This window comes from Bifidobacterium olomucense, assembly GCF_012932375.1.
In the GTDB taxonomy this organism is placed as follows: Bacteria; Actinomycetota; Actinomycetes; order Actinomycetales; family Bifidobacteriaceae; genus Bifidobacterium; species Bifidobacterium olomucense.
Genome location: NZ_JAAIIG010000006.1, coordinates 1 through 25,660 on the forward strand (window position 1 = coordinate 1; position 25,660 = coordinate 25,660).

The window sequence follows — 25,660 nt, forward strand, 5'->3', positions numbered from 1 at the left end:
GAACAAGCCAACACGAAAAGTCAAGCACCCGACCGGATTAACGCCCGGACCGTTAATCACGCCCCGACACGCAAGACAGGAGAACGCCCAACCCCGGATTTAAGACCCACGTTTCTTTACTTAACCCCGAACACCGTGAGTCGGTGAAGGACAACACGAGACAACATAAGCGCCGATACCCGCCACCGCGCGACCACCGCAGTCATCACACGTCTACCGCTTCACCAATCGCCCAGCCCATCTCCCCCAAACTGTGACGCATCTCGCACCATCCAGCGGTCTCGGACGGCCCATATCGTATATCGCCTCTAGCGAATCATGGGCCCTACAGACTAGGCTGAGCACCATGAGTGAATCCAACGCATGGAGCAATCCACTACGCGACTCGCGCGATCTGCGATTGCCCCGCATCGCCGGCCCGTGCAGCCTCGTCATCTTTGGCGTCACGGGTGATCTGGCGCAGAAAAAGCTGCTTCCGGCCGTCTACGACCTCGCCAACCGTGGTCTGTTGCCACCGAGTTTCGGCCTGACCGGCTTCGCCCGCCGCGACTGGACGCAGGAACATTTCATCGACTTCGTGAAAACCGCCGTCAAGGCCCGTTGCCGTACGCCGTTCAAGGAATCGACATGGGAGAACCTCGCGAAGGGCATTCGCTTCGTGCAGGGCACCTTTGACGATCCCGAAGCCTTCGAGCGACTGAGCGCCACCGTGCAGGAGCTCGATCGCGACCGCGGCACGCGCGGCAACCACGCCTTCTACATGTCGGTACCGCCGCGCGCCTTCCCGGTCGTTTCCAAGCAGTTGGCGGCCTCCGGCCTGTCCCGTTCGAGCGAAGGCGCATGGCGTCGCGTGATCATCGAAAAGCCGTTCGGTCACGATCTGGCCAGCGCCAAGGAGCTCGACAGCGTGGTTTCCGAGGTGTTCGACCCGAACTCGGTGTTCCGCATCGACCATTACCTCGGCAAGGAGACCGTGCAGAATCTGCTGGCTCTGCGATTCGCGAACGCGATGTACGAGCCGATCTGGAATGCCAACTACGTGGACCACGTGCAGATCACCATGGCCGAGGACATCGGCATCGGTGGCCGCGCCGGGTACTACGACGGCATCGGCGCCGCGCGCGATGTCATCCAGAACCACTTGTTGCAGCTGATGGCGCTTACAGCCATGGAAGAGCCGGTAAGCTTCACCGCCAAGGATCTGACGGCCGAAAAAACCAAGGTGCTCTCCGCCGTCCGCCTGCCGAAGGACCTAGCCTCCAATACCGCGCGAGGCCAGTATGCCAAAGGTTGGCAAGGCTCGCATGAGGTCGTCGGCTATCTGGAGGAGAAGGGCATCGATCCCAAGTCCACCACCGAGACGTACGCCGCAATTCGCCTTGATATCGACACCCGCCGTTGGGCCGGTGTGCCGTTCTACCTGCGCTGCGGCAAACGTCTGGGCAAGCGCGTGACCGAAATCGCCGTGGTCTTCAAGCGCGCCCCTCACCTGCCGTTCGAACAGACCGCCGTACGTGAGCTCGGCAAGAACGCCATCGTGATTCGCGTGCAGCCGGACGAGGGCGTAACCATGCGATTCGGCGCCAAGGTGCCGGGCGGCTCGACAATGGAGGTCCGTGACGTCAACATGGACTTCAGCTACGGCCGTTCATTCACTGAAAACTCGCCGGAAGCATACGAGCGACTGATTCTGGACGTGCTGTTGGGCGATCCGCCGCTGTTCCCAACCACCGAGGAAGTGAACCTCAGCTGGGAGATTCTCGACCCGATCGAAGAGTTCTGGTCCACACTCGGCCAGCCACAGCCTTACCGCGCCGGCACTTGGGGACCGGCCGAAGCCGATGAGATGCTGGCGCGCGAAGGACGCCACTGGAGGATGCCATGATCATCGATATGCCCAATACCCGCACCCGTGAGATCGCGCACAAGATTGAGCAACTGCACGAGGAACGCGGCGAATCAGCCACCGGACGAGTGCTGACGCTACTCATCGCCACGGATGACGACAATCTTGAGCATGCGCTGGAAGTCGCCAATTCGGCGAGCCGCGAGCATCCATGCCGTGTGATCGCCATCGTGCCGAATCGTGAGTATCGTCCGGTTGCCGGCGCGAACGGCACCGCCGGCAGCGAACCGAACGCAGCTGAAGTCGCCGCCGAAGTCGCCGCGAATCGCGACAACCCGGCAGTAGATCTGACCGACGGCCCCACCGATCCGAACGATTCCAATCTGGATGCACAGGTCCGATTCGGCGCGGATGCCGGTGCCGGTGAGATCATCATCCTGCGCCCGCGCGGTGGACTCATCAACCATCCTGATACGCTTGTCATCCCGCTGCTGGTGCCGGATGCACCGGTTGTGGCCTGGTGGCCGACGACCCCGCCGTCGAACCCGGCCAAGGATCTGATGGGCGCTATGGCCCGCAGCCGTATCACCGATGCCCTGCATTCCACGAATCCCGAGGCTACGATCGAACGACTGCGCCGCAACTGGACTCCGGAAGACATCGATCTGTCTTGGACGCGACTGACCGTCTGGCGCGCCATGCTCGCCGCGATGCTCGACCAGCCGCCGCATTTGCCGATCACTGCGGTCAAGGTAACTGGTAAGGCGGAATTCCTGCCGATGGAGATGCTGTGCGCGTGGCTGCGACTGAAGCTCAACGTGCCCGTTGAAACCGAATTCGAACCGGACGCCGAAGCGGTAACCGGCGTGTACCTGACGCGCGCGGACGGTGTGGTATCGCTGGAGCGCCCGTATGAAGATCAGGCGCTGATTTCCATGCCCGGGCAGGCACCGCAAACGATTTCCGTGCCGATGCGCACCATCGAAGACTGCCTGACTGAGGAATTGCGCCGTATCGACCCAGATGAGATCTATGCCGAAGTCATCAATGAAGGCTGGGATTTGATTCGCCACTAGGTCATTTCGCCATGCATTCAAATGTGCCGCACTATTCGTCGATTTCCCTTGTGGCAGCGAATAGTGCGGCACATTTGAATCCACAGTCAAAACACCGCACAACAAAAATGGCTTATTCCCAACGTTTTGCTTGATGCAGCAGACCGCACAACAGCGCAGAATCTCAATAATCGTTGATTTGTGTTCGCACAATATCGAAAAATAATTGATTTTTTGCCGTTGTGCGCAGAACGTCTCCACTGACACCTGCAATCGGAGAAATCCGCGCAACAGACCAAGGATATTGTTATGGCAAATCGCACACTGATTGTTTACCCTGATAAAGATTTGATGATTCATGCCGGCGCACAGCGTCTGGTATTGGGGCTGCTTGATGCGCTGGATGAGCGACTGGCGGATGGCAGCCGTCGCACGCGCGTGGATGTGGCTTTGTCTGGCGGTTCGGCCGCGCAGCCGCTGGGTTTGGTGCTTGCCAATCCGCTGAGCGCAAGCATTGATTGGAGTCGCGTGCATTTCTGGTTCAGCGACGAACGTTTTGTGCCGTCATACGACACCGATCGCAATGCGCTGGAAGCGCGTCATCTGCTGCTCGACCAGCTGGTGGCCGATGGCAAGTTGCCGGAATCGAACATCCATGAGATGCCCGCCGACCTCCGTTCCGCCGAGGAAATCGCTACAGTGATGGCGAATACGGAGAGCACAGACGCCGACGTACGAGCTGCCGCCGACGCTGACAACGCCGCGTTGCTGGACGCCGCCGCCCGCCGCTATGCCGATGAGCTGACCCGCGAGATGGGGCCGGAGCCAGTATTCGACCTGATGATTCTGGGTATGGGACCGGATGGCCATTACGCCTCGCTGTTCCCAGCCTCCTCCGGTCACCATGAAGTGTCAGTGACCGATCGCCTGACTGTGGGCGTGAGCCACTCCCCCAAGATGCCGCCGCTGCGCATCTCGCTGACCGCGCCGCTGATCGCTCGATCTCGCCGTACCTGGTTCTTCGCTGCAGGGGCGGGCAAGGCCGATTCGCTGGCACACATGTTCGCCGCGCACTCTGATGGCACCGGATTGACCGGCGACCCGGAGTATCCGTCCTCCTACACCGGCGGCACCGAGGAATTCGTCTGGTTCACCACCGAGGAGACGATAGTTAAGCTATAGGGCTCACGGAAGTGGCACAGAGAGCCGATTCCTGCAATCTCCAATCGCCAGGATCCGTCCCCGTACAGTGAAAACCAGGTTTATGAGGAACCGGGACAGATTTACGTGTCCCGGTTTTCTATTTTGGCTTTTTTGAGACAACCGAGACAAAAATGACGGCAACGCATGTTGTGCCCGGCATTATAAATGGCAGAATATCGCCATTTCTATTCACTCTGGTATTCGGATTCCAGGGATTCCTTGCCACGGTTCGCGATAATCAGCCAAAACCCTCTACCGGGACATACAAATATGTCCCGGTGTGCGCATCAATCGGTTGATACGCACACCGGGACGACGATAGACGCCAAGCCGGCATAGACGCCGAGCCTGAGCCGGCCGGACAGCCCACAGGGCTGTCCTTAAGCCTGAAATCACGAAGCTACGCTTCGATTTCAGGCTTACCCTCTTCGCCTCCGGCCCCTGCAATTACGGACTCGCTCTACGAGCGAGACTCAATGTTGGCTCGGTGGCATAGCCACCGAGCACTGAGCCGGCCGGACAGCCCACAGGGCTGTCCTTAAGCCTGAAATCACGAAGCTACGCTTCGATTTCAGGCTTACCCGGCTCAGCCCACAACGTGTGGAATACGCCGGGCTTGTCTACGCGGCCGTAGGTGTGGGCACCGAAGAGGTCGCGCTGGGACTGGGTCAGGGCGGTGGGCAGGCGCTTGGAGCGCAGGCCGTCGTAGTAGGCCAGGGAGCTGGAGAACACCGGGGTCGGGATTCCGGCTTCCACGGCGCGAACGATCACGCGACGCCATGCATCCTGGGATTCGCCGATGATCTTCTCGAAGTACGGGTCGAACAGCAGGGAGGCCGGCGGGTTATCGCCCTTGAAGGCCTCGGTGATGCGGTCGAGCAGGAACTGGGCACGGATGATGCAGCCGCCACGCCAAATGCGGGCCACTTCGGACAGGTTGATATCCCAGCCGTATTCCTTGGCACCATCCTGAATCTCGTTCAGGCCCTGAGCGTAGGCAACCACCTTGGAGGCGAACAGCGCCTTGCGCACGTCCTCGACGAACGCCGCACGATCCTCACCGTCCAGATCGATGGTCTTGTTCGGACCGGCCAGACCTTCCTGCTGAGCGGCCTCACGCAGCTCGCCGTGGGAAGACAGGGCACGGGCGAACACAGCCTCGCCAATGGAAGCCACCGGGGAGCCGAACTCCAGACCGGTCTGCACGGTCCACGTGCCGGTGCCCTTCATGCCGGCATGATCGACCACCACGTCCACGAACGGCTTGCCGGTCTCGGCATCCTTGTGGTGCAGGATCTCGGCGGTGATCTCAATGAGGTAAGAATCAAGGTCGCCCTTGTTCCACTCCTCGAACACGTCGCCGATCTCCTCGGCATCCATGCCCAAGCCACGGCGCAGAATGTCGTACGCCTCACCGATCACCTGCATATCGGCATACTCAATGCCGTTGTGCACCATCTTGACGAAGTGGCCGGCACCATCGGTGCCAATGTGGGTCACGCACGGCTCGCCGTTCACCTTGGCGGCGATGGATTCAAGGATCGGACCGAGGGTCTTCCAGGATTCCGCAGTGCCGCCAGGCATCAGGGACGGACCGTTCAGCGCGCCTTCCTCGCCGCCGGACACGCCGCAGCCCACAAAGTGGAAGCCCTTGGCTCGCACTTCCTTCTCACGCTTGATGGTGTCCTTGAAGAAGGAGTTGCCGCCGTCCACAATGATGTCGCCCGGCTCGAACACCTCTTCGAGCTGCTCGATCACAGCATCGGTCGGAGCACCGGCCTTGACCATGATGATGGCAGTGCGAGGGCGCTTCAGGGAAGCCGCGAACTCTTCCAACGTCTGGGCCGGCACGAAGTTGCCTTCAGTGCCATGCTCGGCAATCAGCTTCTCGGTACGGGAGTAGTGACGGTTGAACAGGGCTACCGTGTTGCCATGGTGCGCCAGATTGCGCGCCAGGTTGGAACCCATTGCCGCCAGTCCGATTACGCCGATATTTGCAGTAGCTTCGGCCATTTGCCTTGCCTTTCTGTGAAGCTCATCGTTCAAACACTGTCAGTCTATCGTCCACGTTGACGGCATGCGAGACCCGTCTTACGCCAACAGCTGACCGACCGCTCAGCGTCTGCCGATGAATCGCCCCTCGGATATCCGCTGCCGCAACCCAACGCTGAGGTGGTTGAATAGGGAGATATCGGTGTCGAACGAACGGCAAGGAGTCTTTCATGATCAATGAGGCATATAAGGCGATGCTGGGCGGCAAGTCCGTCATCCGCGAATTGAGCGAATACGCCACCGCCCGAGGCAAGGAAATCGGCTACGACAATGTGTTCGACTATTCCCTCGGCAACCCGAGCGTTCCGGCCCCGCCCGACTTCGCCAGAACCATGGTCGACCTGTATACGAACGGCGATCCGGTCGCCATTCACGGATACTCCCCCTCGCTTGGCATCCCGTCCGTCAAGGAGGCCATCGCCGATTCACTCAATCGCCGATTCGGCACCGCCTACACCGGCAATCACATTTTCCCGACCACGGGCGCAGCCGGCGCGTTGGCCCATGCGATGCGCGCAGTGACCAAGCCGGGCGACGAGATCATCACCTTTGCCCCCTTCTTCCCCGAGTACATGCCGTACGTGAACGGCACAGGCGCACATCTGACCGTGATTCCCGCGGACACGGCGAACTTCCAGATCAACTTCGAGGCATTTGAAGCGGCGCTCAACCCGAACGTGCAGGCCGTGCTGATCAATACGCCGAACAACCCCTCCGGTGCCGTCTACTCGGCCGAGACGCTCACCAAACTCGCCGCCCTGCTCACCGCCAAGCAGACCGAATACGGCCACGACATCTTCCTGATCAGCGACGAACCATACCGTGAGATCGTCTTTGACGGCAACACCCAGCCGTATCCGGCGAACTTCTACGCGAACACGCTCACCTGCTATTCGTGGTCGAAGTCGTTGTCCCTGCCCGGCGAGCGCATCGGCTACGTGGCGGTGAATCCAGCGGCCGCCGATGCCGATCTGCTGGTGCCGATTATGGGGCAGATCTCTCGCGGCACCGGGCACAACTGCCCGCCGAGCTCGATCCAGCTGGGCGTGGCGAAGGTACTTGATGAGACCAGCGATCTCTCCGTTTACGAGACGAACATGAACCTGCTTTATGACGCCCTCACATCCATCGGATTCGACGTGGTTCGCCCCGGCGGCACGTTCTACATCTTCCCGAAGGCCTTGGAGGAGGATGCGACCGAGTTCTGCCTCAAGGCGAAGGAATACGACCTGATTCTGGTGCCGTCCGAAAGCTTCGGCGTTCCCGGATACTTCCGTATGGCGTACTGCATCGACACGGAGAAGGTCAAGCGCTCGATTCCGGCGCTCGAAAAGTTCGCACACGAACAGTACGGACTGTGATCGCCGGATGACGATCTGTGCAGTGGACTGTGATCGCCGGCCGATTCGCTGTTGCCGTCGAGGTGCGGCGTATGCGATGCCCGACACGCTCAAGGCCGCTCGGCCTCGCTTTGGTGCATGCTCGCGAAGCGTAGCATGCACCAAAGCTGCTTACGGTCGGGCATCGCATATGCCGCACCCCGACGTTCCGTTCCCGTGCTGGAGTTATCGGAATTGGGCTACGACAGAGCCCACAAAAAAACTACATGCGGCCGGCCTTGGACGGGTCGATGGTCATGGTCTGGAACCGGTCGGCCATGGTTGAGTCGCTGAAATGTTCGGCGAACCACATGGCCACCGGCGAATCCGGCACCTGTCCGGCCATGCGCCCGTACCAGCAATCCAGCGCCATCAGCGTGAAGACAATGTCAATCACCATGAGCACGGCGCATGCCGCGGTCAGCGAATACCGTACTTTCCACGGAATCCGGTTGATGAGCGCGAGCATGCGTGGCAGCAGGAACCTCACCCATACCACGCCGATAAGCCCCCAGAAGAACATGTACTTGCCGGACGTGCGCCCGTCGATGGATAGCCACTGGCCGGTGTAATCCCATGCGGTGATGCCGAACGCCACTTCCATGAACCAGCTCGTGACGTATTCGAATGCGCCGCCGATCACCGCTGAGGCGCAGAAGATCAGGAACGGATTCGATTTCCACAACCGGTTCAGGCATACGGTCACCAGCACGGCACCGCAACCGTAGATCGGCGAGAACGGTCCCCACAACAATCCCGCACGGTCCTGCAGTTCACCGTGGTACAGCGCGAAATGGTAGATGGTCTCGATGATGAGACCGCCCACTGATGCGATGGTGAACAGCCAGAAAATATTGAAGAAGTCCAACGCGATATAACCTTTGCCACTCTGGTCGCGCCCGAGCATGCCGGCGGCCAGCGCGGATTCATAATCGTCGCGTTCGTCCATTCTGCGCAACGCCCACTGCAGCCGGCGTTCCTCACGCAGCGCCGGATCCGCGGTTACCGAAATCACGATGAGGATGATCATCTGGATGCCGGGCAGAAGGATGTTCCATCCCAGTCCTTCCAACGCCAACGACAGCATACCGTCGGCCAGGGTGAGCGGCATGAGCACGTACGCCCAACGCGCGGCGTATCGGCGTCGGTTGCGCAGCAGCAGAACGCCGAAAATCGTCAAGCAGGCAGCGTTGACGATCAGCACCACCGCATGAAGTGCCGTGAGCATGAATGTCAGGCTCAGCGCATCCACATGCACGCGGCCGGCGGCGATCTCGCGGACCGCATAGATGCAGGAGATCACCAGAATGGGCAGCGTGGATATGCCGTCGAGTACGACCAGCACGCCGTAGACGCGCGCCAGAATCGGAAGACGACGCGCATCCACGTCCGATTGGGTATCGTCCAGTTCCGCAGCAACCAGGTCTGCCGCGGCAGCCGATTCCATCGATTGCGCTTTCCTCATGGCTCACCTTCCTCACGTCGCAGCCGGTCCGGCATGTCTTTCTTTATAGCATTATCGCCACCACCCCAAGCGCCGTAGCGCTTTCAGGAAACGTCCAAGAATCACCCAGAAATCCTTGCCGCAGATTACAGCCGTCCTTTCGCCCGGCCAAAGGCAACGTTGCGCAAGCAACGGTGTACTTGAATCATCACAGCGCAGCACGATTCCACCGCAAGCGCGGAAGGCTGTTGACGCAATAACGAAAGGAAACCATCATGACCAACGCGATTTCGTCCGGCAAGCGGCGGACGTCCGCACGCGAATCCGCGCATGGACCGCACGATCACGCCACAAGCCGCGGCAGCAGCTCGACCAAAGCCCGTCGGTTCGCGCAACTGCCGCTGGGCAAGGCCGCGGCGGCAGCGGCGGCGATCTCCCTGATCACCGGATTCGGCTACGGCATGGCCGGAGCGGCGCTCGCCGGCACGCTCGGCTGGGGCTCCAGCTCCAGCGCCAACAACGCCACCGTGCAGGGCCAGCCGGGAGGCGGCGGCGCCGACACCATGAGCTACGACTACACCGGCACTTACTCCGGCGCACTCACCGCCGACGGCAAAGAGGTCACTTCCGACGGCGAAACCACCGAAGCCAGCAAATCCGACCAGAATGCGGCATTGACGCAGAACGGCGGCACGCTGACCATCACCAACGGCACGCTGACCAAATCCGGCGACTCGGACAACGCCGACAACAACAACTTCTACGGCACCAATTCCGTGGCGCTTACGGTCGGCGAAGGCTCGAAAACCATCATCTCCGACTCCTCGCTGAACGCCTCCAGCTCCGGCTCGAACGCGATCTTCGCCACCGACTCAGGCACCGTGCTGGCCAACAACGTGACCATCAACACCACGGCCGACAATTCACGCGGTCTTGACGCCACCTATAGCGGCACGATTCTGGCGAACGCCGTCAACGCCTCCACCAAGGGCGACCATTCGGCCACCATCGCCACCGACCGCGGCGGCGGCTCGATCTCCGCCACCGATTCCCAGCTCGTCACCGCCGGTTCCGGCTCACCGCTGTTGTATTCGACCGGCAACGTGCAGGTTTCCGGCGTCACCGGCACCGCCACCGGCTCGCAGATCGCCGGCATGGAGGGCCTGAACACCATCCTGATCAAGGATTCGGAGCTGACCAGCACCATCACCGGCAAAACGGCCAGCGACCCGATCGCCAACGGCGTGATCATCTACCAGTCCACGTCAGGCGACGCCGAATCCACAACCGGCGAACACGCGACCTTCCAGGCCGCCGACTCCACACTGAAGTCCTCGATCCAGTCCGGTTCGATGTTCTACTTCACGAACACCACCGCGGATGTGGTCCTGTCGAACACCACGCTTGATTTCGACTCGTCCAAGGCGGCGCTGATCACGGTCGCCGGCAACGACTCGAACAACTGGGGTTCGGCCGGCTCCAACGGCGCGACCGTCGTGTTCACCGGCCGCAACCAGACGCTCAACGGCACGGTAAGCGCTGATACGATCTCGTCGGTCACGCTGAACCTGCTGGAAGGCTCGACTTGGACCGGCAACGCGTCGATTGCCAAGAACGCGAACGCCACTGATTCGTCCACCACCGATGCGCCGATCACAGTGAACGTCGACGGTACTTCAACGTGGGTGGTCAGCGAAGACACGACGGTGTCCGCGCTGAACGTCGCGTCCGGCGGCAAGGTGGTTGATGCCGACGGCAACACCGTGACCATCGTGGCCGGCGGCACAACCGTCGTCAAGGGCACCGGGTCCGTCACCGTGACCGTTACCGGTGATTACGGTACGTCACTGCCCGATTCGGCCACCGGCGACGACACCACGCTCAGCGACGATCTCATCGATCGCTCCGATTTCGATACGCAGTTCGGCACCTCCACCACGTGGAGCATGTAAGGCCGCGACGACCCCCTGCCCCCCCTATTCACAACCACAACACTTCGATTCCATTCCACGGATTATTCACGACTTTTCGAAAGGACCGATCATGAGCAACAACGACACCACCAATGTCTTCCCGCAGCAAACCACCGATCAGCAGAAGGCCAGCGAGGCGGCCAGCAATGGCTATGCCGGTCAGAATGCAGTCACAGGCAACCCGGCATGGACCGCGCCGGCGGGGCCGGCCACCCCTGTGCCACCTGCACAAGGTGCACCATTCGCCGCTCCGGGAGCTCCGCACGGTTCCGAAGCGACGGCACGCACCTTCTCCGGCAAGGCGATTGCACTGCTGGTAGGCATCAGCTTGGCCTGCGGTCTGGTGGGAGGCCTCGGCGGCGGCGTGCTGTACGGAGCCATCGCCGGCAACGGCGGTTCATCCAGCCAGCAGCAGATGCAGATGCCCGGCGGCTCCGGCCAAGGCGGCATGGGCGGCGGCCAGGGCGGCAACAGCCAGAACGGCGGAGCGCCAAGCCTGCCCGGTTCCGACAATCAGGAATCCGGTGGCGATTCCTCAGACAACTCTGGCGACTCCAGCAACTCCGGCTCCAACTCCGGCAACGCCTCCGGCTCCGCTGACTCCTCCAGTCAGCTGAGCGGCTCCGAAAGCATTTCCGGCACCGGTACCATCGCCAGTTGAGCATAAGGAAGCGTCAAAACTAGACAACACGTCCAGCGGCGCACCATTGCACCACCCATCTCCCAACAAGGTATTACGCTACGTTCTCCGTAGCGCTACGCTAAACGTAGCGCTACGGAGAACGTAGCTTTTTGTAAACCGGCCAATCGGGGGTATTGAGTGCGCAACATCGCAAAGGTCCTCAAGCGCGACTTCCTGCGCCTGTTCAGGGTGCCGACCGCCTGGGTGATTCTCTTCGGCATGGTGTTCATCCCACCGCTGTACTCGTGGTACAACATCGTGGGCTTCTGGAACCCGTACGGCAATACCGGCGGCATCACCGTGGCCATCGCCAACAACGACACCGGCACCGACAACGAGCTGATCGGCAAGCAGAACCTCGGCAATCAGATCGTTGATCAGATGAAGCAGAACACCCAGCTCGGCTGGACTTTCGTCGATCAAGACGAAGCGATGGATATGGTGAAATCCGGCGAGGCATACGCCGCCATCATCATCCCGAAAGACTTTTCCGACGACCTCGCCGGCGTCGTGACCGGTGGCGAGGACCGTCCCACACTGGAGTACTACGTCAACGAAAAAGCCAACGCCGTAGCCCCGAAAGTCACCGACGTCGGCGCCTCAACACTGGACCGCACAGTCAACTCCACGTTCGTCTCCACCGTTTCCAAAGTACTGACGAACGTCATCAACGAAACCGGCGACAAAGCCATCAACCGCACCGACCAGACCAAAGCCAAGGTGCTCGACGCACTGGACGAGGCCTCGGACGACGTCACCTCCACGCGCAGCGCCATCGCCAAAATCAATGACGAACTGGCCAAAACGCCCGCGCAGACACGTACCGCGCGTGAGGCGCTGGAAGACGCACGCAAGCTCGGCATCGACGCCGCCGGAGGTCTGGCAGGAGCATCGCAGCTCATCGGCACCACGCAAACCAGCGTCACGGATTTCGTCACCTCCACCTCCGGCACCATAGACCAAGGCTCCAGCCTGCTCAGCCAAGCGGTCAGCAAGGCCAACCAGAGCGTAGGCACCGTCACCGGCGCCATCAGCTCGGCCAACCAGCAGGTAGGCGGACTCATCCACACCGCAGAAGACATCAACGCCGCCAACGCCGATCTGATCGACAAGCTGAACGACCTGCCGAACGCCGATCAGGAGCCGCTCAAGTCGGTGATCACCAAACTGCAGGACCGCAATACGAAACTGGCGGGCACGCTCGGCAATCTGAACACGCTCAATACCAGCATCGGCAGTGCGGCCACGGATACGCAAGGCCTGTCCGACAATCTCAACACCACTACGCAAACCACGGTCACCGCGGTAGGCGACGCTCGCAATACGCTGATCTCCGGCTCCCTGCCGCAGCTCACCAGCGGCCTAGGCGCCTTGAGCAACACCGCCTCCACACTGTCCAACGGCATCACCTCACAGTCCTCGCTTATCGACCAGTCGAAGCAGGTGCTGGATCAGTTGGACAAAGCAGCCGACTCCACTACCACCGCGCTGAACGACACGGACAATGCGCTCCAAGACGTACAGGACAAGCTCGCCACCATCGCCACCGACATCCGGGCGCTCTCCGTCTCCAGCACGCTCGGCTCGCTGCTTGACACAGACGGCAAGCTCGACGCCTCGAAAATCGCCGATTTCATGCTCTCCCCCACCGTCATCAGCGAGAAAACGCTGTACCCGGTGAGCTCGTACGGTTCCGGCATGGCACCGCTGTTCACCGCATTGGCCCTGTGGGTGGGTGCGTTCGTGCTCGTGGTGATTCCGAAAATCGAGACCGACGACGAAGGCATCGAAAACCTCACCCCGACGCAGGGATATCTGGGCCGTCTCGCGCTGCTTTCCACACTGGCCGCCACACAGGGGCTGGTCACCGGAACCGGCAATCTCATCATCGGCATGCAGTGCGTGAACATTCCGGTATTTCTGCTGACATGCGTCATCACCTCGCTGGTGTACATGTCGTTCATCTTCGCGATGGCCACCACGTTCATGCATGTAGGCAAGGGCCTGTGCGTGGCGCTGGTGATTCTGCAGGTGCCGGGCGCTTCAGGCCTGTATCCGATCGAGATGATGCCCGGATTCTTCCGCACGATCTACCCGCTGCTGCCGTTCACCTATTCGATTGACGCGATGCGCGAAGCCATCGCCGGATTCTACGGCGGCAACTGGTTCCACTACATCGGCAGGTTGCTGATTTTCGCGGTACTCGCGTTCCTGCTGGGACTGGTGGCCAGACCGCGTCTGGCGAACCTCAACCGTCTGTTCGCGCGCGAAATCAAGGAAAGCGACATGATCATCGGCGAGGATGTGCATCTGTCCGGCAGCGAGTACCGCATCACGCAGGCGATCGCCGCGCTGGCCAACCATGAGGACTACCGCCGTGGCATCGAACGTCGCGCCGCCAGCTTCCAGCGTCGCTATCCGCAGTTGCTGACCGGCGCACTCATCGCCGGATTCGTAGTGCCCGCCATACTGATCATCGTGTTCTCGCTGACCACGAGCGAAAAGATCGTGGTCATGGGCACCTGGCTGGCTTGGGTGGTGATCATCATCGGATTCCTGATGATCGTGGAATTCATGCGTGATTCGATCCGCCGGCAGACCGAGCTCGGCAACCTGCCGGACGAATCGATCCGTTCGATGCTGTACCGCCGTCGCCCCGGCCGTCACGGAGCGGGTGCTGCGGCTGCTGGCGACGACAACGGCAATACCAATGTCGCTGACGACGACGCTGACGACGCAAGCACAGACAACGGCACCGCCGGCGCCTCACCCTCTCACGGCATCGGCGACGAGGCACCGACCCTGAGATTGATGGGACTGCTGGAGACGAAGGAAGGGAAGCACGCACGATGAGAACGATCTGGAAACTATTCGTCGGCGACGTCCGTCGCCTGACCAGCAACGTGGTGTCCATCATCATCGTGATCGGTCTGGTGATGATTCCCGGCCTGTTCACCTGGTTCAACGTGGCCGCCTGCTGGGACCCGTTCTCGAACATGAAGAACCTCAAATTCGCCGTGGCCAATGTGGATGAAGGCTATAAATCCGACCTGATTCCGATCAAAATGACCGTGGGCGATCAGGTGGTCAACGCCCTGAGGGCCAACAGTCAGCTCGATTGGACGATCACGACCAAGACGGACGCCATCGAAGGTGCAAAATCCGGCAAATATTATGCGGCCATCGTCATCCCGAAGTCGTTCAGCCAAGACATGATGACCTTCTTCTCCTCCGATGCGGAGCATGCCAAGCTCACCTACTATCGCAACGAGAAGAAGAACGCGTTGGCACCGAACCTGCTCAACGAGGGCGCGGATGAAGTGGCTGCTGAGATCAACACCACGTTCGCCGAAACCATCACCTCTGCCGCGCTGGAAATCGCCTCATCGCTGGCTGATCAGCTCGACGACCCGCAGGCGCAGAATCAGCTGACCAATTTCAATGCGAATATCGCCGATTTCGCCTCGCGCTTGGACGACACGGCCGACATGCTCGGCACCTACGGTTCCCTTACTGAATCGGCGCAGTTGCTGCTCGACACCTCGAACGACCTGATCGAGCAGGCTTCCAGCTCCGCCGAACGAGCCAAAACGGACATCTCCACCGCCAAAACAGGTGTCAGTGACGTGAAGGGCGCGTTGGAGACCACCACCACAGCCATGCAGGACGCGCTGACCACCAGCGCCAACAGTTTCGGCGCGGTATCCGACTCCATCGATTCGCTGTATGCCGACGTCTCCACCGGCGCGGGAGCGGTGGCAAGTGAGTTGGACAGTCAGGCCACGGCCGTGGGCGAGCAGATCACGCATTACCAGTCGATTCGCGATACGCTGGCTTCGATTCTGGGCGATGACGCAGTCAGCGTACGCATGCTGGACCGGTCCATCGCACGTCAGCAGGCATTGCAAAACGCGCTGAGCTCGGCGGCGAATGACGTGCGTGCAAGCGATCAGAAGGCCCAGAACCAGCACGCTGAAGTGAAGAATCTGGCCGATCAGGCCAAAACGAGCGTTGAAGGGGTCAAAACCGATTTCGCCAACAATGTGACCCCGCAAATCGAATCGCTGACGGCCACGGTATCCGACGCCGCAGGATTGCTGGATTCCAATGCAACCCAGTTGAAAAGCACGCTGAGCGATCTCAAGGATTCCTCGACCGACGCCAGCACCATGCTCTCCGACGCGCGCAAAACCTTGGATAAGGTCTCGAAGAAGCTGCGCGATGCTTCCAGCGAACTCTCACAGTTCAACAGCAAACTCAGCAGCGCCCTGGACAGCGGCGACATGAGCACCGTCAAGGATGTGCTGAGCGCGGATCCGGAAGAGCTGGCCTCCACACTGGCCGCACCGGTCAAGCTCAAGCGCAAGGCCGTGTTCCCGGTGGAGAACTTCGGCTCCTCGATGGCACCGTTCTATACGTTGATTCCGTTGTGGGTGGGCTCGCTGCTCATGGTGGTCACCCTGAAGACCACGGTCTCGCGCAGGATTCGACGCGAACTGGGAGACCCAAGACCCCACCAGCTGTATCTGGGCCACTACGGGGTGTTCGCATTGATCGCGCTGATACAGGCCACGGTGTCGTTGGGCGGCGATCTGCTGTTCCTCGATGTGCAGGCCGTACATCCGATGCTGTTCATGCTTTCCGGCTGGCTTTCAGCGCTGTTGTTCTCGCTGTTCATGTACACGATGGTGGTGAGCTTCGGCAATGTGGGCAAGGCGATTGGCGTGCTGATGCTGATCGTGCAGATCACGGGCGCGAACGCCGCCTACCCGGTGCAGATGTTGCCCGATTTCATCGCGAAGATTTCGCCCGCACTGCCGTTGACCCATTCGGTGACGATGATGCGTGCCGCCATCGCCGGCATCTACGACCTGGATTATTGGAAGGCCGCCGGCTGGCTGGTGGCGTTCATGCCGCCGCTGCTGTTGCTGGGATTGCTGCTGAGGAAGCCGCTGGTGCGTTTCAACCAGTGGTATGTGGCCAAGGTGGAAAGCACGAAGGTGTTGAGCTGAGCTGCTGTCGCAGCCCATGGCAATGAGAACGGCAATGAGAGAAGAAGTATGATGACATCGACAATTGCAGAGAGCCCGGCTGTCAGCGCAGTCAGCGCAACCGACAAGCCGACCGCATCGCCCCGCGGTGAGCGCCGACGGGTGGCGACCGATCGCAAGCTGATGAAGGCTACGCTGCAGGTGGCGGTGGAGCGTGGCATCAGCGGCGTGACCATCGAAGAGGTGGCCCGCCGCTCCGGCGTGGCCAAAACCACCATCTACCGCCGTTACCGCAACGCCAACGAGCTGATACGCGGAATTCGTGCCATGTACGTGGCCGACGGGGATATGATCGAGCCGTTAAGCCCCACCAAAGAGCATTTCACACAGATGCTGCGCTGCATCGTCGATTGGGTGGCCGACAACGATATCGATGTGGACAGTGTGGGCATCGTGCTGTCCAGCGATGCGGAATTCTTCCGGCATATCGTGGATCAGGTCATTACGCCATGGCTCAGTCGGCTGCACGATTTTCTGGAGTCCGGCATGGCTCAGGGTTTGTTCCGGCGCGGTCTTGACGAGCGGCTCCTGCTGTCCACCATTCTCGGTTCGCTGGTGGCTGTCGAAGCCATTGAGAATCGGTCGGCCACTGCCGACAGCTCCTGGCCGGAGCGTCTGACCGAACTGCTCTGGCCGGCCCTATTGGCATAGGGGAAAGCATCGTCGCATCCTGCCGACAACCGGCTTTCTTGTTTACGAGGGGCTGATTCCCGCCGTCAGGAACATCTATCTGCGCTACAAGGGGCCACCCACTCCCTCAAAAGGGGTCAAATGGACGTCTTGAGCGCGAAATGCAGGGAACGGCCGCCCCTTGTAACGCAGATAGACCTTCCACAAGTCGGGAATCAGCCCCTTGTAGGCAAGAAAAGGCGCTTAACGAACCGCACGCATCACGGGGATACCGCTATTCCTGAATGGAAGCTTCCTGCCGAGCAACTTCAAGGGCCTTGTTGAACGCTTCGGAGGTCCAGCTGGCACCGGCCACCTTGTCTACCTTGAGGTCTTTCAGAGGCTTGCCGTCCACTACGCCGTTGATGGCCTTGGCGAAGGCGTCCTGATGGTTCTTGGAGATGGTGGTGAACGGGTGGCCGACGATCTCCACGTTTTCGACGTTCTGGTCCTTGACGGTCACATGGACGTCGATGGTGTCCTCGCCCACCGGCCCGTACTGGCCGTTGACCGAGTAGGTGCCATCGGCATAGTTGCCAGTGTCTTTCTTGTCGCTCGTCGTGCTGGACGTATCCGCCTTGTCCGAAGAGTCAGAGGAGGAACCGGATGAGCCGCCCGACTCCGATTGCTGTTCCTGGGATTGGGCGGTTTCGCCGGAATTGCCGGCGTATTCGTCGTTCATCGGCGTAGCGGTCGGCTCTCCGCAGCCGGACAGCAGCGCGCCGGCGACCACCAGACCGGCGGCGGCAAGCGTAGCGGATTTTTTCAATGCCTGTGTGTCAGTCATGTCTTCTCCTTGGATCCCGAATCCCACGTCACAACGATAGGCCGAGATCCGTTTTACTCCTCGCCACCCGTTTTGGCGGCCTTGGTGGGATCGTCGAAGCCGATCGGCACGTCTCCGGACTGTGCGCCCTCGGCGGTGGAACCGGTGGATGCGGGGCGTCCGCCGGCGGCCTCATACGCCTTGCGCGCCTTCTCGTCGTTCCACTTCTCCCCCACGAGCACGCCATGGTTGAGCATGATCTCGCGCTGGGCGCAGCTGGCCACCAGCGCGTCATGCGTGACCACGATAATCGTGGTGCCCTGCTCGTGCAGCTGGCGGAACAGATCGAGCACGATCTTCTCGTTTTTCTCATCCAAGTTGCCGGTGGGCTCATCGGCCAGAATCAGCTTCGGACAGTTGATCAGCGCTCGAGCGATGCACACGCGCTGCTGTTCGCCGCCCGAAAGCTGTCCGGGCAGATGATGCGCGCGCTCCTTCAATCCCACGCGGTCGAGTGCAGCCAGCGCTTCCTTCTCGTCCACGACGGAATGGTAGTACTGCGCGACCATCACGTTCTCCACAGCCGTCAGATGCGGTACGAGATAGAACTTCTGGAACACCAGACCGATCATGTTCTTACGCACGTCGGCGAGCTGGGCTGCATTCAGGTCCTCCAGGCGACGGCCTTCAAGGGTCACCGAACCTTTGGACGGCGTATCCATGCAGCCGATCATGTTCATCAGCGTGGTTTTGCCGGAGCCGGAGGAACCCACGATGGCGAGCCACTGTCCTTCCGGCACGGTGAGGCTCAGATCGTCCACGGCATGCAGATCGCCGTAGATCTTGGAAATATGGTCGAGTTCAAGCTGCATGGGTTACTCCTCCCTCAGCACGATGGCGGGATCGATACGGGTGGCGCGTCGAACCGGCGGAATCGACGCGATGATGGCAAGCACGACGGACAGCAGCACCGAGGCCACGCCGAGCGCCCAACTAAAGTCAAGCGTGCGTTCAAACACTTGGGCGCACAGCACACGGGCCAGCGCATAGCCGAGCCCCATGCCGATCAGACCGCCCAACAGGCCGTAGAGCGCGGATTCCACGAAGAATTCCGCCGCCACGGACAGCGACGAGGCACCGAGCGCCTTCCTCAGGCCGATCTCGTTGCGACGCTGGGAGACGATCGAGGCCATCGTGGTGGAAACGCCCACCAGCGTCAGCACGAGGACCACCAGCGAGACGATCCAGAACAGGGTTTTGAGCATGGTGATGATGCGCTGGTTCGATGCGGTCATTTTGGTGACCTGCTGCGCCTGATAGGTGACAGCATCCGCCGCGCCGGTCGAGCCGGTCGAGCCAGCCGAAGCCGCAGCGCCCTGCTTATTCAGCTTGCTCACCAGACCGCTCAGCTGGTCCTCGCTGGCCTCGGACGAGAACTCGATGACGTCCGGCCCGCGCTTGCCGGCCAGCGTGGTCAGATCCGAACCGACCGCATACACGATTTCGTCTTCGGAGCCACCGGTGTCCACAATGCCGGCGACCTGGAACTTGGTGCCGGAGGTGTCGAGAATATCGGTGGAGACGCGGCCGTCTCGGGTCTGCTGCCCGGTTTCGCCGGCGGCTTTATCTTCGGAAGAGCCGCTCGCCGCCGAACCACTCGAAGCCCCAGCTCCCCCGGCAACGTCGCCGTTGGGCTGCCCGGAATCCTCGCCACGATAGCCGATCGTAACGGTCGAGCCGATGCTCACGCCGAGCGCGTCGGCCACGTCACGGCCGACCAGCACACGGCCTTCGCTCGGCCAGGAGCCGTCCACATTCCAGTGGCGATTCAGGTTGCGCACCTCGTTCACGTCAATGCCAGCCATAACGTAGGGGGCCGAGTTGATGCGCACCGACTCGTACCGGTAGGCGGCGGCCTTCGCGTCGGCCACGCCGGTCACGGTCGATTCGATGGTCGACACGGTCTCGTCCGACATGCCACCGGTGGCGGTGACGATGAGATTGGCACCGTACGAACGCAGTTCCTCGTTCATCTGCTGCGGCACGGCAATCGAAATGGCGGCCAGGCAGAACAGCGTCATCGCGCCGACCATCGAGGCGATAACGGCCATGATCGCGCGCGAACGGCGGCGGAACACCGCGCCCACAATCATCGCCCAGAACATCTTGCGATTGGTCATATCAGCGGCCATGAAGCACCTCCGCAGGGCGAAGCTTAAGAATCGAACGAATCGAAGAAACCGATGCCAGCAGCACGGTCAGCGTGAGCAGCACGAACACGAACACGAACACCATCGGACGCATCGTGATGCCCGAACCGAACACCACTTGCCCCACGATCTGCGCCACACCCGAGCCGAGGCCCGCGCCCACGATCGCACCGGCAAGCGAAATCACGGCGGTTTCGGCGAGCATCAGTCGGCTCACCGCACCATCCGTGGCACCGATGGCCTTGAGCAGCGCCAGTTCGGCGGATCGTTCGCCGATCGAAGCGGCCATCAGATTGGCCACGGCGATCGCGGCGGCGACCAGCGAAAGAACCGTCATCACAATCATCACCGCACGGGTTTTGTTCATCACGTCACCCTGCAGGGCGGAGACCTGACGCACCTGCTTGGCCACGGCACCCGGAATCACTTCTTCGATCTGGTAGGCGATGGACGAGGCGTACGCCGTGCAGTACCAGGTCTCCCAATCCTCCTGGCTCAGGGCGGCCGGATTCTTGGCCGCGCGACGGGCCAGATCGTTTTCCGGCGTGGTCAGGGCCTTGACTTCGATCTTGTCGATCTTGTCCGTCAGTCCGGACAGTTCCTGCAGTTTGGAGGAGGACACATACATCGACGAATTTTCGTCGTCACCGGAGTCGTAGATGCCCACGATCTTGAAGTCCATGGACTTGTCTCCACGGGTCAAGGTGACCGTGCCGCCGATCTGTACGGCGGCTTCATCGTCGTGTCCGGTGTTCCTGACACCCAGCGATTTGGCGAGGTCCGTGCCGATCATGGCCTCGTTCGTATCGTCCTTGGCCCATTTTCCGGTGACTTTCCACCACGAACGCATGCCGTTGACGCCGGCGACTGTGGACTCCCCGGTTTCCAAATGCAGGGTTTTGCTGAACCATGTACCCACCACCGGCACGTTCTTTTGGGTCGGGTAGTCGGTCAGGCTCACGGACCAGCCGTTGCCTTCCGTAACCGGGTCCACGTTGGTGGCTTCGGCGTGCAGGTTGAGCTGCGGCGCGAAGTTGGTGATGTTGAACGCCCAGAAGATGGTCTTGATTTTGGCCGCGTCCGATTCGTTGAGGAATGCGGTCGGATCGGCGGTGGAGTTGCCGGCGGTGGAGTACAGATCGTTCACCACGGCGTCCGACTTGGGCTGGACGGTGATGTTCGAGCCGTATGTGGACAGCTCGGCGTTGAGCTTGTCACCCACGTCGAACACGACGCCGAGCATGGCCACGGATACGGTGGCCGACAGGCATACTGTGAGCGCGATGAGCAGACGGCGGCGCAGCTGACGGCTGAACGAGCGGAAAATCATGCGCAGGAAGAACATCGGCTCACCTCCTTACTTGAAGTTCTGACTGAGCGGATCAAGGTCCGAGGTCTGAATGGTGATCTTGCCTTGGGAGACCTTGTACGGGAACGGGATCGGGTTGCAGCCGCCCTTGAAACCGATAGTGGCCAGGTTGATGGCCACATCGCAGCGCTTGCAGATGATCTTGCCGTCCTTTTCGTAGTAGCCGGCGTCACCGCAGGTTTCGCATGCGTCCAGGCCGATGCCGTACGCGCCGCCGTTCTTCTTGATCACGATGAAACGCATGACGGTGCCGTCTTTGGCCTTGTATTCGAAGCGATGCAGGTGGCCGTCCGCGACCTGGGCAAAGGTGATCGTGGCTACGCCGTCCTTCAGCGAGTAGGCTTCCGGAGGCGTCAGTTCGGGGGTTTTGTTGGCTTCGGCGGTGCCCCAGATCAGGGAGACGCCTACCGCGGCAATGACCAGTACGCTCCAGAACGCTGTGAATTTGGAACGACGTTTGAAGGCGATATGGCTGCGTGCGATGGCTTCGTTCGCGCCGGTGCGCGGCATACGGAAGCCGGCGACGACGGAGGCGACGGCCGGAATCACGAACACGGCAGCCTGGGCGATCGCCATCTCCAGCATGTGGTTGTGGAACAGGATCAGTGTGCGGAACGCCGGGCCGTGCAGCACCAGAATCAGCATGTTCATCATCAGGGAGAACAGCTCGGTGGCGTGACGAATCAGGCCGATGATCACAACCAGCAGTGCGGCCAGCGTAAACGACCAGCGTACGGCGGTGGAGCGCAGGGTGCGGAAGATGGCCGCCACGACGACTGCCGTGCCGATGCCCAGCAGGAAGCCGAGCGCACGCAGGAGCATGTCGGAGGTGAAGGGGGAATCGCCGGGTTCCACGAAGTTGGTGAGCTGCAGAATCACGTCCGGCGTGGCATAGAACGTGGTGGTCGCGATGGCCAGCGCGGCGACGGCGTTGCCGATGTGCAAGGCCGCGCGATGGTGATGCCAGTCGCGCGTGAGTCTGCGGGCGGCTAGCACCACCACGATGGCGAGCACGTCGAAGATCACGCAGGCGATCAGGGCCGGGAGGTTCACCGTGGAGCGACGGTCCACGATGGCGGTGGCGCGAAGGCCGGCGAAGACGAACGCTCCGGCGAGGCCGGCGAGCAAGCCGTAGAGCCGCCAGTTGGCGCTGATGGGTTTGTCGCGTCCTTCTCCCACGGTGAGCAGCACGCTCATGCTCATCACCAGAAGGCAGGGTCCGAGCATTCCGGGCAGTGCCTGTATGTATTGGCCCAGCATTCGTTCTCCTTACGTGCGCCGGCAAGCCGGATATGCATGCCGGCCGCAAAACGCGATGAGGGCATTCCGCGCCTTCACGGCGGCGGAATGCCCGTTGTTATTTAATCCGATTCGTCTGCTGTGCGGCAGGCGATGGCATCACCACTGGTGGACGGTGTAATCCCAGTCGAAGGTGGCCTCAAGCGGCTCGGTCCAGAAGCGACCGGTCACGCCGGTCTCCTTGTCCACGTGCAGCATCCAGCCGTTCTCCTCCGGGGAGTGGATCTTGAAGGTCAGCGTGTACTCGCCGTCCTTGTCGAGCTTCAGGTTGGCACCGTAGTGCGGGCCGTCGGAGGCGTTCATCTCCATGAACGTACCCTCCTGCTTGTTGTTGGCGTCGTTCTTGTCCTGAATGACGTAGTCAACGGTCAGCTTCGGGATGAAGTCGCCCTCGGCGTAGCCCAGCTGGTTGTCCTTGAGAGCGTGGATATCGGCCTCAAGGTGCAGGTTGGACTCGGCGGCGGACAGGCCCATGCCGGCCGGCTCCATATCGACCGGCTGGAAGTAGACGGCGGCCACGTTCAGCGGGCCGACCTTCTGATCTTCCTTGCCGTCGGCACCCGGGATCGGGATTTCCTCGAAGCCGGCGGAGTCACCGGAGTCCGAGGAATCGGACTTGCTGGAGTCAGCGGTCTTGGAGGAGTCGGTGGACTTGGTGTCGCTGGAGGCGGAGTTGGTGTTGCCGCAAGCGGAGAGGGTGAAGGCCATGGCACCGGAGGCGATGAGGGCCAGCAGGGTAGCCAGCTTGTTCTTCTTCATAACTGTTCCTTTATCTCTATTGTTGGGTTGTTGAGTAGTCAACAAATCTTGTGTTTTGTGCGCTCGGTCGGCTTATTCGCCGGACTTGGCGGCGCTGCCGGCGGCGAGCGCGGCCTTGGCCTTGCGCTGCTTGACGAAGCCGACCACGAACAGGCCGATCATGGCCACGGCGGCCAGGGCCTGAGCCACCAGCGTTTCGACGTACGGATAGATGCCGAGCCAATCGTTGGTGGGCACGCCTTCCAGATACATGCCGGAGAGCGCGTCGCCTTCGATCAGCGAATGCACGCCGCCGCCCGCGAAGATCACGACCAGCACGGACATGAGGATCGAGGTGACCAGGAAGAACGGGCCGATCGGAATCTTGACGGACGTGAATCGGATGATCAGGAAGATGATCACCAGGAACACGGCCGCGGCGATGCCGCCGATCCACATGCCCTGCGAATCGCGGGTCATCGAATAGATGGACTCGTAGAAAATCACGGTTTCGGCACCCTCGCGGAAGACGGCGAGGAAGCTCAGCAGGGCCAGCGAAATCACGGTGCCGGAGGTCGTCTTCGTAGCGTCTTCGGCATGCGTGGAGGCTGCGGCCACGGCAGCTTCGGTCTTCGTGCGAATGTAACGGTTCCAGGCTTCTACGGAACTCTTGTTGAGCATCCAGTTGCTGGTCCACAGCAGCATGGCCATGGCCACCAGCGCGCAGACGCCTTCCATGATCTCCTGCAGCGGGCCGGAGCCGCCGAAGGCCACCATGAAGATCGCGGCCACCACGCCGGCACCGGCGATGCCCGCCAGCACACCGATGTAGATCCACTTGACGAAGCGCTTGTTGCCAGACTTGATGAGGTAGGCGATGATGGCGGCCACCACGAGCAGTGCCTCAAGACCCTCGCGAATGAGGACCAGGAAGGCCTGACCGATGGAGCTGGTCACGAACTTGATGAAGCCGTTGACGTTGTCCGCCGCGCCGCCGTCGAGCTTGCCCGCGTCTTCGACGAGCATGGATTTGAGGGTGTCGATTTCCTGGGCTGCGGTTTTGTTGTCGCCGTCCACCATGGCGTAGCGGGCCTTCTTGAAGGTGGATTCCACCTTGGAGACGCGGTCGCCGCCGATGGCGTTCATCACGTTCTTCTCGAAGCCGAGCTTCTCATAGTACTGGTAGTAGGCGTTGTTCACACCGTCGGCACCCTTGCGGCCGTTACCGGCCTGGGAATCCTTAAGCGCCTGATCGAGGATGGGCGTCATCTCGTTCGCCACGTCGGTCCAGGTCTTGTCTCCCTTACCGGTGTTCTTGTTGACCTTGTTGGCGTCAAGCGTCTTGCGTTCGCTTTCGGTCTTCTCGGTGCGGGCCTTGGCGTAATCGCGCGGCTTGGCGAGGTTGGCGGTGGAGTCGAGCGTGGTGCCGGATGCGGTGATGTCCGCGGTGAGCGCGGTTACGGTCGAGTCGATGTCGGCCTGATGGTCCGGCTGGTAGGCAAGGCGCGTGAGCTGCTGGAACTGCTGGAGTTGCGCGGTGTACTTATCCTGGCCGAGCGTATCGGAGACGACTTTGGAGAAGTTCGAGGCGTTCCAGGTCGAATTCTGGGCCTTGGAGAAGCCAGACGCGGCACCGGAGCGGTTGCCGTCGGCGTACTGCTTCTGGGCATCCGTGAGCTGGCCGTTAATGGCATCGGCGATGGCGGTCCAGGTGTCGTAATCGGTGGCGCTGGACGTGCCGGAGGCCGCATCGTCGGCAAAGGCTGCGGACGGGCCGAGAGCCGCGAACGTACCGGACTGCGCAACAGTCGTGCCGGAGGCAGCCGGCGCACAGGCCAGCGCAATCACGGTAATCAACGCCAGAACCAGTGCGGCAACCGACATCAGGACGCGGCGGATCACAGATGACGCGCGTGAAACCATC

The 25,660-nt window shown here is 61.2% G+C and carries 18 protein-coding genes; 9 read left to right on the top strand and 9 right to left on the bottom strand.

What is annotated here, in order from left to right:
* Positions 1–346: 346 nt before the first annotated feature.
* From zwf to G1C97_RS07360, 3 genes are all read left to right on the top strand, one after another.
* Complete coding sequence (gene zwf / locus G1C97_RS07350; RefSeq protein ID WP_169241227.1) at positions 347–1,885, top strand: glucose-6-phosphate dehydrogenase; 1,539 nt, start codon at positions 347–349, stop codon at positions 1,883–1,885.
* Entirely contained in the window at positions 1,882–2,922 is a 1,041-nt protein-coding gene (locus tag G1C97_RS07355; protein ID WP_169241228.1) for a glucose-6-phosphate dehydrogenase assembly protein OpcA, read from the top strand. The genes zwf and G1C97_RS07355 overlap by 4 nt, the downstream gene beginning before the upstream one ends.
* A gap of 288 nt (positions 2,923–3,210) precedes the next feature.
* Positions 3,211–4,083, top strand: a complete 873-nt coding sequence (locus G1C97_RS07360; RefSeq protein WP_169241229.1) for a 6-phosphogluconolactonase — start codon at positions 3,211–3,213, stop codon at positions 4,081–4,083.
* Between the two features lie 579 nt (positions 4,084–4,662).
* Here the strand turns inward: G1C97_RS07360 and gndA are convergent.
* Positions 4,663–6,117, bottom strand: a complete 1,455-nt coding sequence (gene gndA / locus G1C97_RS07365) for an NADP-dependent phosphogluconate dehydrogenase (RefSeq protein ID WP_169241230.1) — start codon at positions 6,115–6,117, stop codon at positions 4,663–4,665.
* Between the two features lie 209 nt (positions 6,118–6,326).
* On the opposite strand from gndA, the gene G1C97_RS07370 reads away from it, so the two are divergent.
* Positions 6,327–7,517 (top strand): pyridoxal phosphate-dependent aminotransferase, encoded by a 1,191-nt coding sequence (locus tag G1C97_RS07370; protein WP_169241231.1) that lies wholly within the window; start codon positions 6,327–6,329, stop codon positions 7,515–7,517.
* Positions 7,518–7,758: 241 nt separating this feature from the next.
* Here the strand turns inward: G1C97_RS07370 and G1C97_RS07375 are convergent, their stop codons facing one another.
* Positions 7,759–9,000 (bottom strand): putative ABC transporter permease, encoded by a 1,242-nt coding sequence (locus G1C97_RS07375; protein WP_169241232.1) that lies wholly within the window; start codon positions 8,998–9,000, stop codon positions 7,759–7,761.
* Positions 9,001–9,254: 254 nt separating this feature from the next.
* Between G1C97_RS07375 and G1C97_RS07380 the strand changes: the two genes are divergently transcribed.
* The 5 genes from G1C97_RS07380 to G1C97_RS07400 all read left to right on the top strand — a co-directional run bounded on the left by G1C97_RS07380 (position 9,255) and on the right by G1C97_RS07400 (position 17,336).
* Entirely contained in the window at positions 9,255–10,931 is a 1,677-nt protein-coding gene (locus tag G1C97_RS07380; RefSeq protein ID WP_240951058.1) for a beta strand repeat-containing protein, read from the top strand.
* Between the two features lie 91 nt (positions 10,932–11,022).
* Positions 11,023–11,613, top strand: coding sequence for a hypothetical protein (locus G1C97_RS07385; RefSeq protein WP_169241233.1), 591 nt, complete (start codon positions 11,023–11,025; stop codon positions 11,611–11,613).
* Between the two features lie 159 nt (positions 11,614–11,772).
* The gene (locus G1C97_RS07390) at positions 11,773–14,487 is read left to right on the top strand and encodes a YhgE/Pip domain-containing protein (RefSeq protein ID WP_169241234.1); all 2,715 of its coding nucleotides are present in this window, start codon (positions 11,773–11,775) and stop codon (positions 14,485–14,487) included.
* Positions 14,484–16,646: a YhgE/Pip domain-containing protein gene (locus G1C97_RS07395; RefSeq protein ID WP_169241235.1), complete on the top strand. Its 2,163-nt coding sequence runs from the start codon at positions 14,484–14,486 to the stop codon at positions 16,644–16,646. The genes G1C97_RS07390 and G1C97_RS07395 overlap by 4 nt, the downstream gene beginning before the upstream one ends.
* A 162-nt stretch (positions 16,647–16,808) precedes the next feature.
* Positions 16,809–17,336, top strand: a complete 528-nt coding sequence (locus G1C97_RS07400; RefSeq protein WP_169241311.1) for a TetR/AcrR family transcriptional regulator — start codon at positions 16,809–16,811, stop codon at positions 17,334–17,336.
* Positions 17,337–17,589: 253 nt separating this feature from the next.
* Here G1C97_RS07400 and G1C97_RS07405 read toward each other — a convergent pair whose 3' ends face one another.
* The 7 genes from G1C97_RS07405 to G1C97_RS07435 form a co-directional block, all read right to left on the bottom strand.
* Complete coding sequence (locus G1C97_RS07405; RefSeq protein ID WP_100496549.1) at positions 17,590–18,141, bottom strand: FMN-binding protein; 552 nt, start codon at positions 18,139–18,141, stop codon at positions 17,590–17,592.
* A 53-nt stretch (positions 18,142–18,194) separates the two neighbouring features.
* Positions 18,195–18,992, bottom strand: coding sequence for an ABC transporter ATP-binding protein (locus tag G1C97_RS07410; RefSeq protein WP_169241236.1), 798 nt, complete (start codon positions 18,990–18,992; stop codon positions 18,195–18,197).
* A 3-nt stretch (positions 18,993–18,995) separates the two neighbouring features.
* Positions 18,996–20,300, bottom strand: a complete 1,305-nt coding sequence (locus G1C97_RS07415; RefSeq protein WP_100496612.1) for an ABC transporter permease — start codon at positions 20,298–20,300, stop codon at positions 18,996–18,998.
* A 1-nt stretch (position 20,301) separates the two neighbouring features.
* Positions 20,302–21,675, bottom strand: coding sequence for an ABC transporter permease (locus G1C97_RS07420; protein WP_169241237.1), 1,374 nt, complete (start codon positions 21,673–21,675; stop codon positions 20,302–20,304).
* Between the two features lie 12 nt (positions 21,676–21,687).
* Positions 21,688–22,959: a Fe-S-containing protein gene (locus G1C97_RS07425; RefSeq protein ID WP_100496552.1), complete on the bottom strand. Its 1,272-nt coding sequence runs from the start codon at positions 22,957–22,959 to the stop codon at positions 21,688–21,690.
* Between the two features lie 138 nt (positions 22,960–23,097).
* Positions 23,098–23,757 (bottom strand): iron transporter, encoded by a 660-nt coding sequence (locus G1C97_RS07430; protein ID WP_100496553.1) that lies wholly within the window; start codon positions 23,755–23,757, stop codon positions 23,098–23,100.
* A gap of 72 nt (positions 23,758–23,829) precedes the next feature.
* Positions 23,830–25,659, bottom strand: coding sequence for an FTR1 family iron permease (locus G1C97_RS07435; protein WP_169241238.1), 1,830 nt, complete (start codon positions 25,657–25,659; stop codon positions 23,830–23,832).
* Position 25,660: the final 1 nt, after the last annotated feature.